The organism is Priestia sp. 179-F W1.4 NHS (assembly GCF_045369295.1).
Lineage (GTDB): Bacteria > Bacillota > Bacilli > Bacillales > Bacillaceae_H > Priestia > Priestia zanthoxyli.
The window spans coordinates 653,205-669,162 of sequence record NZ_JBIQFF010000002.1 but is presented as its reverse complement, the minus strand read 5'-3'; the positions used below and the strand labels follow the sequence as shown (position 1 = coordinate 669,162).

Annotated in this window: 17 protein-coding genes, 1 pseudogene and 1 riboswitch; of the genes and pseudogenes, 7 read left to right on the top strand and 11 right to left on the bottom strand. The window is 36.1% G+C overall.

What is annotated here, in order from left to right; all coding sequences use genetic code 11:
* Positions 1 to 10: 10 nt before the first annotated feature.
* A complete protein-coding gene (locus ACH0CI_RS13890) occupies positions 11 to 946 on the top strand; it encodes an NAD(P)/FAD-dependent oxidoreductase (RefSeq protein WP_155010362.1) in 936 nt (311 codons plus the stop codon).
* Positions 947 to 1,520: 574 nt separating this feature from the next.
* Positions 1,521 to 1,763 carry a hypothetical protein gene (locus ACH0CI_RS13885; protein ID WP_186819741.1) on the top strand — a complete coding sequence of 81 codons (243 nt, stop codon included), beginning with the start codon at positions 1,521 to 1,523 and terminating at the stop codon, positions 1,761 to 1,763.
* A 129-nt stretch (positions 1,764 to 1,892) separates the two neighbouring features.
* On the opposite strand, the gene ACH0CI_RS13880 is transcribed toward ACH0CI_RS13885, so the two are convergent.
* Positions 1,893 to 3,566, bottom strand: a complete 1,674-nt coding sequence (locus tag ACH0CI_RS13880) for an IS200/IS605 family accessory protein TnpB-related protein (RefSeq protein WP_406901657.1) — start codon at positions 3,564 to 3,566, stop codon at positions 1,893 to 1,895.
* Positions 3,567 to 3,819: 253 nt separating this feature from the next.
* On the opposite strand from ACH0CI_RS13880, the gene ACH0CI_RS13875 reads away from it, so the two are divergent.
* Together ACH0CI_RS13875 and ACH0CI_RS13870 are read left to right on the top strand one after the other, a co-directional pair.
* A complete protein-coding gene (locus ACH0CI_RS13875; RefSeq protein ID WP_406901655.1) occupies positions 3,820 to 4,014 on the top strand; it encodes a gamma-glutamyltransferase in 195 nt (64 codons plus the stop codon).
* A 246-nt stretch (positions 4,015 to 4,260) separates the two neighbouring features.
* Entirely contained in the window at positions 4,261 to 4,662 is a 402-nt protein-coding gene (locus ACH0CI_RS13870; RefSeq protein WP_406901654.1) for a peptidoglycan-binding protein, read from the top strand.
* A gap of 44 nt (positions 4,663 to 4,706) precedes the next feature.
* Here ACH0CI_RS13870 and ACH0CI_RS13865 read toward each other — a convergent pair.
* From ACH0CI_RS13865 to ACH0CI_RS13840, 6 genes and pseudogenes are all read right to left on the bottom strand, one after another.
* Positions 4,707 to 4,820, bottom strand: a pseudogene (locus ACH0CI_RS13865) (flagellin); the annotation flags it as partial.
* A gap of 343 nt (positions 4,821 to 5,163) precedes the next feature.
* Positions 5,164 to 5,937 (bottom strand): flagellin N-terminal helical domain-containing protein, encoded by a 774-nt coding sequence (locus tag ACH0CI_RS13860; RefSeq protein ID WP_406901653.1) that lies wholly within the window; start codon positions 5,935 to 5,937, stop codon positions 5,164 to 5,166.
* Between the two features lie 229 nt (positions 5,938 to 6,166).
* Positions 6,167 to 6,808, bottom strand: a complete 642-nt coding sequence (gene pcp, locus ACH0CI_RS13855; protein WP_406901652.1) for a pyroglutamyl-peptidase I — start codon at positions 6,806 to 6,808, stop codon at positions 6,167 to 6,169.
* Positions 6,809 to 6,822: 14 nt separating this feature from the next.
* Complete coding sequence (locus ACH0CI_RS13850) at positions 6,823 to 7,788, bottom strand: DUF979 domain-containing protein (protein WP_097824134.1); 966 nt, start codon at positions 7,786 to 7,788, stop codon at positions 6,823 to 6,825.
* Positions 7,789 to 8,493 (bottom strand): DUF969 domain-containing protein, encoded by a 705-nt coding sequence (locus ACH0CI_RS13845; RefSeq protein ID WP_377237485.1) that lies wholly within the window; start codon positions 8,491 to 8,493, stop codon positions 7,789 to 7,791. It lies immediately after the preceding gene.
* Positions 8,494 to 8,684: 191 nt separating this feature from the next.
* Entirely contained in the window at positions 8,685 to 9,242 is a 558-nt protein-coding gene (locus ACH0CI_RS13840) for an HPP family protein (RefSeq protein WP_182420826.1), read from the bottom strand.
* 232 nt (positions 9,243 to 9,474) lie between these two features.
* Between ACH0CI_RS13840 and ACH0CI_RS13835 the strand changes: the two genes are divergently transcribed.
* Positions 9,475 to 10,266: a histidinol-phosphatase HisJ family protein gene (locus ACH0CI_RS13835; RefSeq protein ID WP_406901651.1), complete on the top strand. Its 792-nt coding sequence runs from the start codon at positions 9,475 to 9,477 to the stop codon at positions 10,264 to 10,266.
* A gap of 43 nt (positions 10,267 to 10,309) precedes the next feature.
* Here ACH0CI_RS13835 and ACH0CI_RS13830 read toward each other — a convergent pair whose 3' ends face one another.
* The 4 genes from ACH0CI_RS13830 to ACH0CI_RS13815 all read right to left on the bottom strand — a co-directional run bounded on the left by ACH0CI_RS13830 (position 10,310) and on the right by ACH0CI_RS13815 (position 12,197).
* Positions 10,310 to 10,435 carry an anti-repressor SinI family protein gene (locus ACH0CI_RS13830; protein WP_406901650.1) on the bottom strand — a complete coding sequence of 42 codons (126 nt, stop codon included), beginning with the start codon at positions 10,433 to 10,435 and terminating at the stop codon, positions 10,310 to 10,312.
* A gap of 19 nt (positions 10,436 to 10,454) precedes the next feature.
* Positions 10,455 to 10,547, bottom strand: a riboswitch (cyclic di-GMP riboswitch).
* A gap of 352 nt (positions 10,548 to 10,899) precedes the next feature.
* A complete protein-coding gene (locus ACH0CI_RS13825; protein ID WP_406901649.1) occupies positions 10,900 to 11,382 on the bottom strand; it encodes a VanZ family protein in 483 nt (160 codons plus the stop codon).
* 122 nt (positions 11,383 to 11,504) lie between these two features.
* On the bottom strand, positions 11,505 to 11,633 hold the full coding sequence (gene sinI / locus ACH0CI_RS13820) for a DNA-binding anti-repressor SinI (protein ID WP_218215610.1): 129 nt from the start codon (positions 11,631 to 11,633) through the stop codon (positions 11,505 to 11,507).
* Positions 11,634 to 11,843: 210 nt separating this feature from the next.
* Complete coding sequence (locus tag ACH0CI_RS13815; RefSeq protein ID WP_406901648.1) at positions 11,844 to 12,197, bottom strand: helix-turn-helix domain-containing protein; 354 nt, start codon at positions 12,195 to 12,197, stop codon at positions 11,844 to 11,846.
* Between the two features lie 911 nt (positions 12,198 to 13,108).
* Here ACH0CI_RS13815 and ACH0CI_RS13810 point away from each other — a divergent pair.
* Both ACH0CI_RS13810 and ACH0CI_RS13805 read left to right on the top strand, forming a co-directional pair.
* On the top strand, positions 13,109 to 14,524 hold the full coding sequence (locus tag ACH0CI_RS13810; protein ID WP_406901647.1) for an O-antigen ligase family protein: 1,416 nt from the start codon (positions 13,109 to 13,111) through the stop codon (positions 14,522 to 14,524).
* A gap of 124 nt (positions 14,525 to 14,648) precedes the next feature.
* A partial coding sequence (locus ACH0CI_RS13805; RefSeq protein ID WP_406901646.1) for a hypothetical protein occupies positions 14,649 to 15,958 on the top strand: 1,310 nt, incomplete at its 3' end.

Below are 15,958 nucleotides of genomic sequence, written 5' to 3'. Positions count from 1 at the left end.
GGTAAGTCGTATGCGACATGTTGATGTACTAATTATTGGTGGAGGACCGGCTGGCATTTCAGCTGCTATATGGTGCAAGAGGCTGGGGATTGACTGTTTGCTTCTTGAAGAACAGTCACAATTAGGAGGTCAGCTGTTTAACATCTTTAATGAAATTATTGACTACCCTGGAATGCGTACAAAGAACGGAATAGAAATGCAGCGTGAAATGGTGAAGCACTTTGTTGAAATGGACTGCTTATATGAAGTAAATACAAAAGTACTTTTCATTGATGAACGTTCCAAAACTGTGAAAGTTAAGAAGCAAGCTAAAGAACAGGAAATTTGCTATACGTATCTCATTTTAGCCACAGGTTCTAGTCAGCGAAAGCTTGGAGTACCCGGTGAGCAGCAAATGATTGACCGAGGAGAAGTATATTCAGCTTCAGCAGACGGCGAACGGTTAAAAGGTAAAACTGTTGCTATTATTGGCGGAGGAGACCGCGCTTTTGAAGGAGCACATCTTTTATCATCAAAAGCAAGAGAAGTGTATCTTATTCACCGTTCTACGCGTTTTAAAGCAAGAGAGCAGTATGTTGAAAGAGTTATTTCTAACCCTTGTATTAAAGTTATGACTGATACCGAGGTGACAGCAATCCATGGGGATCGTCATATTACATCCATCGATTTAGAGAGCAAGAATAAAGAGTATAAGAGTAAGAACTTGTTAGTAGATGCGGTCCTAATTAGGCTGGGCGTAGCACCTAACGTTGATCTTATTAGAGGCAAAGTAGCTACGGCACAAAATGGGCTTATTGTTACCGACGACGTGCATCAAAGCAGTAATCCATTTATTTATGCAATCGGAGATGCGTGTACGACTCCTTTGTTTTCAAGTATCAGCTCCTCAGCTGGCCAAGGAACAATTGTAGCCAAGCATATATCAAATCTGTTAACTGAGGCTTAACAAATTAAAAAGCATCTATCAGCTTGATAGATGCTTTTTTACGTACTGTAATAAAAAAAACACAAGAGAACAATATTTATAGGCAGACAAATTATTAGGAAAAAAGGAATGTACTTTTGAGGAGCAATACTTATTTTTTTAATTAGAATATACTCAGTGGTCGCATTAAAAAGAAACATGATCGAAGATAGTATTACATAAGACCCTACGCCTTGCTGAAATGAACGAGTAAAAAGAGGTGAGAAAAGCAGTAAAAAGGTAGCGATTTGAAAAGAACCTCTAGAAAATAGGTAATGTTTTTTAGCAATGTAGTTCAAGTTATCCCTCCTTATATGTGTTATTTTACCAAATTAAAAAATAGAAATGAAGCGTATAAAGATATTTGATTATAAAGCTGATAAAGAAGTAAATAAAATCTATTAACGTATTAACCAAGAATATAGACCATAGAAAATTAGCTTATCTGCTATATACACTAGCCATAAGCTATTCCAACATTTCTATCATGCCTGAATGGGTTTCTTAAGCGTCCAAATTTGATAAAGCATGTATAGTGACTGGTAAATAGTCAGATATGTTAGTAATACCGAGCCGTTCATTAAGTACGGATAAATGGCTTGCGGTACAAAAGGGCTCGTTAAGTAATCACGGAATTGAACTACCCCCACTTAGCAAGCTTGAAGTGGGGATTCCTAAAATCTCTAAAGACTTAGGAACCCTTCCCGTTCAACAAGGTCGGTTAGCCATACAAATTACAGAAGTGTCCCTTTGGGACAACCACGCATACAGCTCTTTTTATGTAAGCAAGCGCTTGTAGCGGGTACATCAACCTTCATTTGTATGGAATCGTTTGAACATCCTTGTAATGCGCCCAAACCCTAGAAAATCGCTATCTGCTCCGGTAGCGTCAGTAAGTATTTGGTACAAGAAGTTCAAGGTATATTACTTATGCAAAAGCTTTCTTTAAATGTTTACTTTCTTTTTCTGTTAATTCCTTATGTGTAAGATTGATGTTACCAGATGGTTTATTTACATCGAACAGTTGATAGAACATTTCCGTTCGTACATGGAACTTTTTATTTAGCGCCCACCACTGCTTCCAGTAGGGTAATGGATGACATACAATATGATGACGAAGCACCTGTGGCACTTTTTCTTTGTAGCCAAGACCTTTTCGCCCAATCGTATAACTTGCTGCTTGATGAATAGAGATACCAAATTTACGCATATATTTAAGTTTTCCCGTAATCGATGTGTAAGCTGGATTTACTACGATTACAGCTATACCCATCTTTTGAGCACGACTTTTAATAGCTTGCGCCATTTTACGATAGGCGAAGATACTCTTTAAACGGTTTGCCTTTTTGTTTCCATAGGTATTCCCAGTTTTAGAGAGTGTCGTATCAATGTCCTCCATTACAATCGGTTTGTTCTTTTGAACAGCCACATTTACCAAAGCTATTGCTTCTGCTTCCAAGATTTTCGTTGATTGACCGTTTGTTTTTTTGTTTAATGTAAACGAGAATGTCCCACTTTCTAAAAAATTGCCGTCCTTTGAAACATCTGTCCACGCAAAGTGGTCCACGTTGCAATCTACACCAATGACGCCATCAGACGTAGAGAAGTTCACTAGTACTTCTTCTTCGACATCAAGTAAACATTTAATAATATAATAGTCACCGTAATCTTCGACAGACCAGGAAATAGGCTTGCCGTTCACTTTTTTGTCCTTACACTTCCGTTGGCGAAGAACCGTTTGATTAACCTGTTCTTGCCCATAAGGGAACACGACATTTGAAAACGTCAGAACTTTCCCCGACAGGGAAGTCACATGTAAGTCATGTGTGTCTGGCTGATAGGTAAAGACAAAATTGCCAGCTGCGGCATCTTTGCGTCCCGAAATCAACACTTGCTTGTTTCGTGTGGCTAAAAAGAGTTCTTTCCAAGACTGATGATCTTGCACAAACTCTTTTTTCGTAAATTGGTGCTTAAACAACTTTTTTGAGCCAAAGACTACGCTAGAAATATGAGTGGTCAACTTCACTTTTTTTTCTTCTAGACGAAAAAGCCGGTGTTCTAAACGCCCAATCTTTGCTTTTAGTCGCTTAATGGCGACATCAAGATATTGATGCTCGAATAAGTAGGTATTCATCCAAACAAGAGAGTGATTCTGTAATGCTAATGAAACCAGCCCGCTTGAATGTAATGTGTATTTTCTATTTTTGGGAAAATGTACGTTGCCGTTTATACAGCTTTCTTTAATTTTGCGAAGAGTCGTTAAAAAAGAACGTTCTATCTTTAACTTTTTCTTTATTTTTTTTATTTTTTCATCTGTTTGTTTGATGTACAGTTTATTTAGTTCGGATTGGGCTTTTAGGAGAGCTTGAGATTCGCGTACAATGCTATTAGCTACGTAATCATTTACACCAAACTTTTTCTTTACGACTAAATGGATACTTTCCTTATGAAGCTCGCGTTTCCAACGTTTTTGCCGAACGAGCGTTTGAAATACAAATCGTTTGGCACGATTAAATAATTCACTCAACGATGCTATTTCAACTAACGTAAGGTCGTTTATCTCCTTTTTCCAAATACGCTTTGAAAAATACGCTTTCTTCATACTTGCCCTCCTAGCGAACTTATGTTCTTATGGTTATTTTATAGTTTATAACAAGAGAGGGGATAATTGCAATTAAAAGCTAAAAAGCGGTAAAAAAATTGATTTTGTTCCTTTGCGAATAAGTATTAATGGCATTTGCAGAAAATTAACAATTACTAGATTAATAACTAGAATTGTAACAGAGTCTGGAGATAAAATTATAGAAAAGACTACAGGAACGGAACTTCAGCTAGAATGATTCATTGGTTTACAGGTGAAGAAAAAAGAGTTTGGTAAACGTTCGCGAACGTCTATAGCACCTACTATTCTAAAAAAAGGTGATGAAGTTATTGAAGTCGGAACGCGGGGAGGAAGCAGATTACTTATGATGCTTATGGAAGTTTTGGTTCGACATTTTTTATTTAAGGATGCTCTACAAGATGTATTGATGTGCCAAGATTTTCAATAGAAAATAACCACCTTTATACTGAATTTCAATACGCTAAGAGCGTAAGAGAAGAACTAGAGGAAATGGGATATGATGCGAAAGAGAAGAGTTGCGCTATTTACTGTGGAGTATACAAGCTATCGTTATTGATCAAAAATACAATCGTATTTATGGAGACATAGATCGATCCTAGAAGACAAAGCACTTGGAAAGTTAAATAATTATATATATTCAAAGGAGAGTACCATTACTATTGTAAGAAATCTTATGAAAATATTTGTTCCTATTATTATCGTGGCAGGATTCTTTTTTATTATGTCTAACTTCAAACATACACAAACATTAAGCAGTGCTGAAGAAAAAAGAATTAAAGAATACGCAAGCCTTATGCAGCAGGCTAAAGCTAAAGAAGAAGATAAAACTCAAATTCTATCGCTTAACAGTGTAGCTGCTCTTGGCAAGGGTTCAGCAGGAGAAGAAGTTAAAACAGTTCAAAAATCTTTAGGTCTTAATCCAGACGGTTACTTTGGTTTGGAAACAGAACAAGCGGTAAAAGAATTTCAAGTGAAGAACGGTTATACAGCAGATGGAGTAGTAGGGCCTCAGACGTGGGATGCACTAGTAAACACGAGTAAGGATACAGCGGCATCTACTAGTAATAGCTTATAATATTAATGAAAAGCGAGCTTTCTTGGGAAAGCTCGCTTTTTTTATTAACGCAGTAACTGAAGTACGCCTTGTGGCTGCTGGTTAGCTTGACTTAGCATAGCTTGAGAAGCCTGAGATAAAATCGAATTCTTTGTTTGTTCCATCATTTCTTTCGCCATCGCGCGAACATTTGCTTTCACAAATGACTAGACTATATCTTCACCCTCTAAAAAAGAAGGGGCCGGGCACTTCGGACATCAATATACGGAACGGTATATTCATTACCTACGGATTTCATCGTCATAGCACACTGCCTTAGACGGTTTATCCTAGTCGTTGAACTTTCTCCAGAGTTTCCTCACAGGAGCTTAGCTGCTGATTGCCCAATCTTTTCTTTTTTTAACCGTTACGCCTGTCGTTTCCAACTGCGCCGTGGTAAGAAAAGCTCTCAGGGGTTTCCAGCAATTCACCCGGTTATACTCACTAGCCGTTACCAGCTAGGACGACTGTGCTTGTTACTGCTTAGACAGCTAAAGCATAATCTACGTCACGAATACGTGATTCAGATGCTGTTAGGTTTTCAGATGATGTACTTAGGTTGTTGATAGTGTGATCTAGACGATTTTGGGTCGCGCCTAGTCCAGAACGCTGCTCTGAAACTTGGTTAATAGCACCATCAATAATAGCTAATTGATCATCAAATGATGTGGTAGCAAAATCTTTGACGTTAATGCTATTAACAAAAGCATCCGCTGCACCGTCTGAATCAGTATCTGCTCCTAAAGCTCCAGCACTCATATTTCCAATTTTTAGATTCACCTGCTGTCCTGCGTTCGCTCCAACTTGCAGCGTAACATCTAAGCTGCCATCCAATAGGTTTCGACCATTAAATTGTGATCGGTCAGAAATTCCTTTGCTGTCAGTTTCTCCACCGATTTCTTCAATTAATGAGCCGATTTCATCTTGAATAGCATCTAAATCTTCAGTTTTGTTTGTACCATTACCTGCTTGAACTACTAATTCACGCATACGCTGAAGGATATCATGTGTCTCATTTAAAGCACCTTCTGCAGTTTGGATTAACGAAACACCATCTTGCGCGTTGCGAGAAGCTTGATCTAAACCGCGAATCTGCCCACGCATCTTCTCCGAAATAGCTAGACCAGCTGCGTCATCAGCTGCATTATTAATACGCTGACCTGAAGATAACTTCTCCATTGATTTTGCCTGAGCGTTGTTTGCATTGTTAAACTGACGGTACGTGTTTAAAGCTGTAATGTTATGATTAATTCTCATTTTCCTTACCTCCGTATAATGGTTTTACTTCTGGGGTTACATCCTTGTATGCAAGAAGTGTCTCGCCCTTGGACGAGATAAAAGTAATTGAACATATTGGGAAAATACGTTCATACTATATATCGACTGAGAGGTAAGGTTGTTTAGAGCTTTCATTAATTTATTTAATGAAAACTTTGTACGTATATAAAAAGAAAAACCAGTTCTCTATATGAACTGGTTTTTAGCATTAATGAGTAGCTCCGCCTGAAACTAAAATGTCATCTTCAGTTACAATTGTAGTTTTTACGATGGAACGAAGTCCCTGCACAATCAAATCCAGCGACATACTCGCCTTCCCCGGATGATTCACAGCTTGTTCAGGAAGGTAAGGAATATGCACAAATCCGCCTTTAATACAACAGTTTTGAATCATGTTCATGAGTCCGTAAAACACGTGGTTACAGACAAACGTTCCAGCAGTTTGAGAGACGCTACTTGGAATGCCTGCTTGGCGTAAGTTTTCGACAGCTGCTTTGATAGGCAGTGTCGAAAAGTATGCAGCAGGTCCGTTTTGGATAATAGGGCGATCAATAGGCTGCTGGCCGATGTTGTCAGGAATTCGCGCGTCGTCTACGTTAATCGCAACGCGTTCTACGGTAATTCCTTCTCGGCCGCCTGCTTGTCCAACGCAAATGACGATAGAGGGGCTAATTTCTTCTATATACGTATGAAGCTTTGCGATTGATTCACCAAAAACAGTAGGAAGGGGTTTAGCCATAATGTGATAATCTTCAACAGCTACACCGTCTAAGGCTTTTACAGCTTCTAAAGACGGGTTAATACTTTCACCTTCAAACGGTTCAAAGCCAGTTAGTAATACAGTTGTCATTCTATTACTCTCCTTTAAAAGTGATATACAAGGTAGTACATTAATAACGTATTAACAACAAAAACGGATAAAGCAATCGGCACTTGAGCTTTAATCACGGCATTTTTGTCTTTTAATTCAAGCAGCATGGCAGGAACGATGTTAAAGTTGGCTGCCATTGGCGTAAGAAGGGTGCCGCAGTAGCCAGCAAACATGCCGAGCGCTGCCATAATGGCTGGATTTCCTCCGTGCATATGTACAATCAAGGGAAGTCCAATACCTCCTGTAATAACGGCAAATGCCGCAAACGCATTTCCCATGACAATCGTAAATAGCAGCATTCCCAAACAATAAGCAAGCACAGCAACAAACGCATAGTTAGTAGGAAGTATATCACTTACAATATCCGAAACGACTGTTCCAACGCCTGATTTTGAAAAAATGCCGCCCAGCGCTGCCAGCATTTGCGGTAAAATAACCGCCCAGCCAACTGCTTGAAGTAAGCGGCTTCCTTCTTTAACAGGCACGTCCATTTTTGCTTTTGTGACGCCCATTGAAGCGATAAACGCAATGACGGCTGCGATTGCTAGTGAAATTAACGTGACTTTTTCTGGGTCAATTAACGCCCAGTTTCCAAACTTGATTTTGCCAAAAAGAAGGGTACCAATAATCGTAAAAATAGGAATAAATAAAGCCGGTAAAAAGATTTTGTTTTTTAACCTTTGCGCGTGGGCTACTCGTTCTTCAGCAGGTGTTTCCGCTTCATTCGATTTAGTCACGCGGTTAAAGGAAGCAAGCAGCACCATGATAATAACTAAACATCCTATATAAAAAGGCGGAATGACGTTGCCAAATAAAAACGTAATAGAAAACAGCGCCCAGAATAGAGAAGACCCTAAACGGTTAGGATGGTTGTGATCGCGTGCGATTCGAATCGCGATAAATGCGACAATAATACCGAGTAAGTAGTAAATCGTATCAAGCGTCAGGATGCTTTTCATTTAACTCGCCTCCGTCTTTGAAGATGATGTTGGTTTGTGCGTCGTCATTTTTTTGTGAATTCTTCGATCTAACTGACGGAAACGAATCGCGCTGATTAGCAGCGCTGCGATGGCTGTTGGGATACCCCAAAGCGCCATATCCCAGACGTCAACGTGAATGCCTACAGAGTCGAAGAATCCTTTCATTAAAAGAATTCCACCCGTTGCGATAAAGATATCTTCTCCGAAAAACCAGCCCGTATTTTCAGCTGCTGCTGCGTGAGCGCGAATATCTTCTTTTACTTTAGGCGGAAGCTCTCCGTATTTTGCACGAGCTGCGCCTTCAGACATAGGTGCTACTAATGGACGCACGGATTGAGCATGTCCTCCGATATTTAAGCCGACTGCCGCTGAGATTTCACGGATAAAAAGATATATAAGTAAAACATTTCCAGAAGAAGCGTTTTTCGCTTTTTTAATCAACACTTCCGCTTGTTCCTTTAACCCGTATTTTTCTAATACGCCAAAGATAGGAAGAGTAAGTAAAATAGCCATAGACATATAGCGGTTATCGACAAAGAACTGACCGAACATCGTAATTACTTCATGCAGTGACAAGCCTGATACAAGGCCCGTCACGATGCCTGCAACAGTTACCACAAGCAGTGTATTTAAACGAAATAAAAACCCTACTGCCACTAGCAAAACCCCAATTAATTTCAACATGAAAAATCCCCCTCCAGTATGTATAGACCGTGCTGCAAAGTCACCTCCATTGCTTTTCTAAAAAAACAAAGACGTCTTGAGTATAAACAATTCTGAAAATTAAAACAAGATACTTAAGGCATAAAATAGTTTGATTAGTGAAATAAGTGAAAAAGAAAAAAGCTTTGGAATTTTATATTCCAAAGCTTTTTTTAAACCCAATACCTGGGATACTGCCGATCTTGAAATAAATTATTATATACGGTCGAAATTAATACAACGACACACGCACAAATCATAATAATACCTAAGTATCCCCAGCCTGCTTGAGTATTAATTGCAACAATCGCACTAGCCGCCGCGGGAGGGTGAACGGTTTTTGTAAGAATCATTAAAATAAGAACAAAAGCAAGCACAATGGCTATAGTAATTAGACTTCGATGAAATAAGCTCCAAATAATAAGCGCGGAAACTGTTGCTAGTAAGTGACCTCCAAGCACGTGGCGCGGCTGTGATAAAGGCCCTTTATGAGCACCGAAGACAAGTACGCAGGTTGCGCCAATTGGAGCGAGTGCCATTGGATAACCAAGCGCTAGTGCAATCGCGCTGCTGATGATAATCGCAATTAAGCCTCCAATAGAAGAAACGACTGCGTCTCTATAATTGATTTTCGGTTCTTCTTTTAATTCTCCTTTCATCTTTTTCGTATAAGAGCTTAAGTAAGACAGAAAGGGGCTTTTTGTTTGTGAAAAACTTTTTTCGAATTCCATTTCTTATTTCCTTTCCCTTGTGTAAGTAAAAGTTGTTTGTCAAGTTGTATGTCAGAACATCTGCTATATTAAGTTAGTTTATAAGAAAAGAAGGATTACTGGAAGAGGAAAAACGTCTTTTTTTAGTAGAAATTCTTTTGATGAATGAAAAAAGGTGGGATAGGCGGTAGAAGGGTCTCTATGTGCAGTAATGGCAAGAGAGATGTATAATAAACCTAGAGGTGACGAAATTATGTATCTAGTAGACTACCATCATCACACGAATAATTCATTTGACTCTCAGGCAGTCATGAAAGAAGTGTGCGAACAAGCTGTAAAAAACGGCATAAACGAAATTTGTTTTACCGAGCACTTTTCATTAAATCCAGTAGCGCCAACGTATGGTCATATGAATTTCGATAAATATGAACGAGAACTAGCGGAATGCAGAGATCAGTTTCAAAATCAGCTAGTGATTAAAAAAGGAATTGAAATTTGTGAGCCGCACTATTTAAAAGGGAAGTATCAAGAAACAATGAATCAGGAGAACTTTGATTTTATTTTAGGTTCGGTGCATAACATTAATAACATCAAGCTTCGCAAACATTTGGAGCTGAACGATAAAGAAGCAATTTACCGCGCTTATTTTAATGAAATGTATAAGCTAGTAAGCGAAGCGGATATTGATGTCTTGGCTCATTTGGATTTAATGAAGCGCTATGCGTTTGAGCAATACGGTATTTACGACTTTCATCAATTCAAAGATATTCTTGCGGATATTTTGAAAAAAGCAATTGATCGTAATATCGGAATTGAAATTAATACTTCAGGTATAAGAGGGAAGTTAAACGAAGCATTGCCGGCATTTGAAGTCGTTGGATTGTACCGCGATTTAGGCGGAGAAATCTTAACAATTGGATCTGATTCACACTTTGCTGAAACGGTAGGAGCTCATATGAAAGAAGCGGTTGAAATGGCGAAGGAGTGCGGATTTACACATGTTTATACGTTTAACCAGCGTCAGCCAAACGGAATAAAAATATAAGTGATAGTAAAAGCACGCTTCAATACATTGAAGCGTGCTTTTACTATTGGTTGCTCTTATTCGCTAATAAGAATTCTCGGACGTCCTCTATTTTTAATCCGAGTTCATGAGCTGCTTTTATTAGATCAATCCATTCTTGATCTACTGCTAATTTTTCGTTTGTGTTCATCACTATTCATCCACCCTTGTCAGGGAACCCAGCCATCTTAGCATGCTGTAAACATTGCCTTAGACCTGAAGCTTTGCGTCACTGCTTTTCAGCAGCTTTGCCTTTATCTGAATAAATTTTTTAAATAACTATTATTATTTTAGTAGAAAGCATGCAGAAATAGTGTCGAAATAGGTCGAGGTTTTAAAAAAACATTCTACATCCATCTTTGTATCCTAAAACGAGTGAATAGTAAAATGATTAAACTTAAAAAGTAACGTTTTGCTGCTAATTTATACGCAGTTCATAAATAGTGTTCACAATAGAAGAAAAAAGCATGGGACAAGGAGAGGTAGATATGAGCTGGATGAATATCTACAAAGTATGGAGGGACTTCGGAGACCTGCAGTCACATTTAAGAGAAGACCTGCTAAGAGAATAGAGAACAATAAAATTATAAAAAAATAAACCCTGATAAAAAAGGCTCATTTTTTTATGGAAGAACTATATCTATTTCTCTTTGCTCTTCTGTGCTCTGTTTTACTTTTATATAGAAGAAATAAAAACAAAGCCCCTCCAAATGAGTCAACAAGTACATCTACAATTCGGCCGTCTCGGCCAATAATAAAAGCTTGGTGAACCTCGTCCAAAAAAGCAAAGCACGCAAGCAAAAGTCCTGCTTTTACATAACGCCCAGGCTTTTCTTTTAAGTTCCAATAAATTAAAACAGCTAATACACCAAAGAAGGAAATATGAGCAATTTTACGAAGGATAAACTCTAGATTAAATCCGTAACTGTAGGAAGTATAAAACTCACTGCCCGGTTTTAAAATAGACCAAAGCGTGGCGTTATGATCCCAAACAGAAGAGTTACTCCAGCTGCTTGGATCTGTGACCTGTAAATGAGGTGTGTGGGAAAAATGAGCGATGCCAAGCATCATTAAGATAACAGCGATTTTTTTTATCATGATGACATTTCCTTTATTTTACTTGATTGTATTAGCTTAAGGAAAAAAAGAGAAAAAAGCAAGAAATTTAAGTATTGATAACAAATTTTTTAATGACCCAAGATAAAAGAAACAAAATTCAGTTAATTTTGTTTGCTTTCTTGAACAAACTTCTTTACCTCATCAACGGACAAGCCCATTTCATAGGCTTCTTTCATGAGTAAAATCCACTCTTTCTCTAAATCTACTTTTTCTTTTAATTTGTCAGTCATGATTATTCCTCCTCGGACCTTAAGGAGTAAAGCTGTCGTGGTTGAAAAAGCTCTCGATACTAGCCTTACTTACTTTTATTAACAATTATACAAACAATCGATTTTGCTTTGCAAATATTATACAGAATATAGTTATAAAGGATTATTTATAAATGAGTAAGAATAGGTAAAAAGAAGTTAATTTGAATAGTATAGCGCAGTGTTTTTTATTTAATGCCCAGAATCCTTAACTGCCTGCAGATTTTTTTTGAAGGACAGGTACTGATAGAATTCGATAAAATCCTCTTTGGTCATGCCTTGGCCTATAGCTTTATTTAACAGCTCTATCCATTCTTCTGTAACATAATGAGTAGCTTCTGCATGTTCATTGGTTTCATCAATTAAATAATCAACACTTGTGCCCAAAGAAGAAGCAATTTTATGAAGCATCTGCAAGGAAGGGTTTGAGTTTGAACCTTTTTCAATTTGTGAAAGGTAGGACTTTGATATTTGTGCTTTCTCCGCCAGTCTAGTAATAGAATAACGTTTTTGCAATCTCATTTCTTTAATGCGATCACCGATCACGTGAAAACCTCTCCTTTATATGTAGCATCTGTCGTTCATTATAAAGGAATTTTCGGTGTTTTCAATACCGAAATATTAAAAAATAGACATTTAATAAAAAAAATGTTCTTTATAAAGAATATGACTGAGTTAGAAAGCTATTGTTAAATTTTTTGAATCGGACCTATTTACATAGAGAATGTAGTCTAAAGAGGTTTATTTTTAACATATGTAAACAATAGAACTGGTTCCGGTACTTGTATTTAAACATCAACCTAGAAGAAGAGGTCATCTCCACAGTACTTCTTGAATATTTTAATAAATGAACTTAAAGGTAAAATGGTGAATTTTTTTGACAACAACCATTTTAGGTATAGAGAGTATCTCCATGGTTGTTAAACGTTGTAATTATTAATTTGAGGTGTTGTGTTAATGTTAGTTTTAATGCAGTTCATGGAGAGTTAAAAAAATCTTCTAACCTATTTAGGCGCTTTTTGTAAGAGGTGATAATTTGATAATGGATATTTTAAACTAATATTAACAATATTTTAATATTGTTGTGATAGGTTAAAGGTAGATATCAGATGCACTAAAAAGGAGACTATGATTTGGAAAATACTTTTATTAGAGGTTTTTTATATGGTCTTTTAATAAATGTTATCTTATGGATTTCTATCTTTGGCTGGTTAAAAATATTGAATATGTTCTTACAAATTCTAAGTGAACAATCTAGTAATATCTAATTCCGTAATTTTGATAAGAAAAAAAGACTAGATTCTCACTTGTTTTTGTATTCTGATTAGTTCTTTAAGTCTATATTAACGCTGGGTAATAGCACTTAATACAGGTTAATTATCTTAAATTTAAATTGATTAATGATATCGATAAGTATATAATACTCATATTGAAATTTATGTAATTAGGAGAATTATATGAATAATATTAAAATGTTTAATGGATATAGAAAGTCAATTGCTGTACTTTTAGTAATTCTAATAGGGTGTCTAACTGGTATTCTATCTACTTATCCAATGCTTTCGTTGTTCTTGCTGGGTGGAATTATTGCTGCTTTTTTTTGTTGGTATATTTATAATAATCCTGAACATGGGTTAATTATCTTATTTATTGGGTTTTTAATAAACCCGATGATTATTTCTAAAATTATACCATCTATCCTCCATTTGAGTCCATCTATGAGTAATATGTTAGGTATGTGGAAAGAAGGTGTGCTCTTTATTTTAGCGCTAAGGGTACTGAGTATGAAGAAAGAAATTAATAAGAATGCAATCTTAACTTTTGCTACAGTCTTAATGCTATTTTCGCTAATATACATATTTGTAAATCAAAACTTTATACATGGTATCATGGGATATAGATTTTATTTTGAAACAATGACTCTTTTCTTTGTTGTCAATAAGTTAGAAACGCACAAGAGATTTTTTCAAACATTTATTCGCATTTTTTCAATTTTTGTTTTTCTTATGGCAGCTTGGTCCTTGGTGGTATCACTATTCCTAGGTTATCAGTTTATGTTTGATGTTGGTTACACAAACTATAATGGTGTTCCACATTTTTCGTATTTAATCTCTGGGCACCTTGGTTATCTAAGGACATTTGGAACATTGTCTGCCCCTAATAACTATGGGTTGTTTGTAGATGTTTCTATAATGCTCTTGTTGATTTTTAAAGAAGAATTTAAGAATAAATTATTTTTGAATTTAAATTTACTTTTACAAGTCGTTGTGCTTTCTCTTACCTACTCAAGATCAGCTTGGATCGGCTTATTAATAGCACTATTTATTTATTTTATAACCTCAAAGCCAAATGTGAGATTTAAATTCATTCTATTCTCTTTTTATGCGGCTTTCTCTTTTTTAATTTATTGTGTATTAGTTCCTGACAATCCAGTAGTAAATTTTTTTATAAATACTGTAACTTTAAGAGATACTTCGGCAATGGGGCACTTAAATTCGTGGGCCGGAGACATAAAATTTATTTTAAGCCATCCTTTAGGTATCGGGCTAGGGAACGCAGGGCCCAAAGCTTTTGAGTTAACAGGTGTCTATTTAAACCCTGAAATCTCATTTTATACTGTAGCTTACGAAATGGGCATTTTAGGGATGGTGTTGTTCTTTATATTCAATGTTTTTTCCATTATATATCTATTTAAAAAATCTAAGAAAACTGCCCTTTCCGATATGTTTCACTCTAAACTTTACTTGCTTTCAGGTTTATCTTGGCTAATCGTTTTCATGTCATATTTTTTCTTACCTATGGTGCAAGAAATGGAAGTTACTTTGATACCTTATTTTATGGCTTCAATTAGTCTAAGTTATAAAAAATATTAATAAGTTAATTTTATTCAACTGTCATAAAATAAATTTATTAAAAGTAAAATTATAAAGAATTTAACTTATATGAGGAGGATCCAATAAATTGGGTTCTCTTTATTATTTATAAGGGGGAAACTAGATGCTCAATCCAAATGATAACCCACTTTATAATGCATATGGAGATGGGTTAAATGATGATACCGCATACTTACAAGCAGCCCATGATCGATTGCCTAGTTCAGGAGGGACTATTTATCTTCCTAATAAAAAATTTAAATATACAAAGCTAAATATTACAAAACCTAACGTTTCAATTACTGGAGAAGGAATTTTATACGAGGGGACAATTATTATTGGAGATGCGCATGTAATCAAAGATTTACATTTTAAAATACATGGTATTACATTCGAATTTAATTCAATAGAAAATGGTAAGAATGCAATCGAATTAAGAAATGTTCGTCGAGGAAAGATTTTTAACTGTACTTTTAAAAATGCAGATAAAGTAATATATACGCATCCAATAGGGGTTTTTCAACATACGAGTCGAATTATGATCTATGATAACATAATGGATGGAGCTGGTTATATTCTATATATTGATAGACCTGAGGGATATAATGACTATAGTGTTGGTGATTTTCATTTTATCAACAATCAGTGTTATGGGGGAGTCAAATATGGACATATTTATGGATTAGGTGTAGATGGCTTTATTTGTGCACTCAATTCTTTTTTCTTTCCAAGTCATAGAGATGCTAGTCAATATAAAAAAGAAAATATATACATCGATTTTGGGAACCATATTAATATAAATAGTAATAATTTATACGAAGCAGGAACAGAAGCTATATGGCTAAACCGAATTCAAAATCCTAATATAAATGGTAATAATATTGCTTGGTGTGGACAAAGGATACCTAGTTCAGGAATAAAAATATCAAAAGGAAATCAAACTGGGGACGAATTTGTCTTTGGTTCTATATCAGGAAACAATATAGTTTTCCCCACTGCTAGTGGAATAGAACTATCCGACAATGTTAGTCATATGTCCTTAGGAGCTAATACAGTTAGGTCAGCAGGACATAGTCAATATTATTACGGAAGCATTCCACTTTCTTCAGTTCCTCATTTTGGAATAAACACAAGTAGTAAAACAAAAGGAAACGTTATTATAGGTAATAACACAGATGATAATATTAACAATATTCAAGGTAGTAACGTACAAAATACTAATCTCGATATTAATAAAAATGTTATTGAAACAAAAATTTCATTAACACTAACCCAAAATATTTCCACCCTTGATACTAGGGGTATTAATAGGATACACTTTGCGCAAACGCTTCCTACAACAATTACCAATTTAAATAACGGAACAGGTTCTCAGGAAATCCTCTTACTGGCATTCAATGACAATACCACCATACAAAGTAACTCTTCAATACT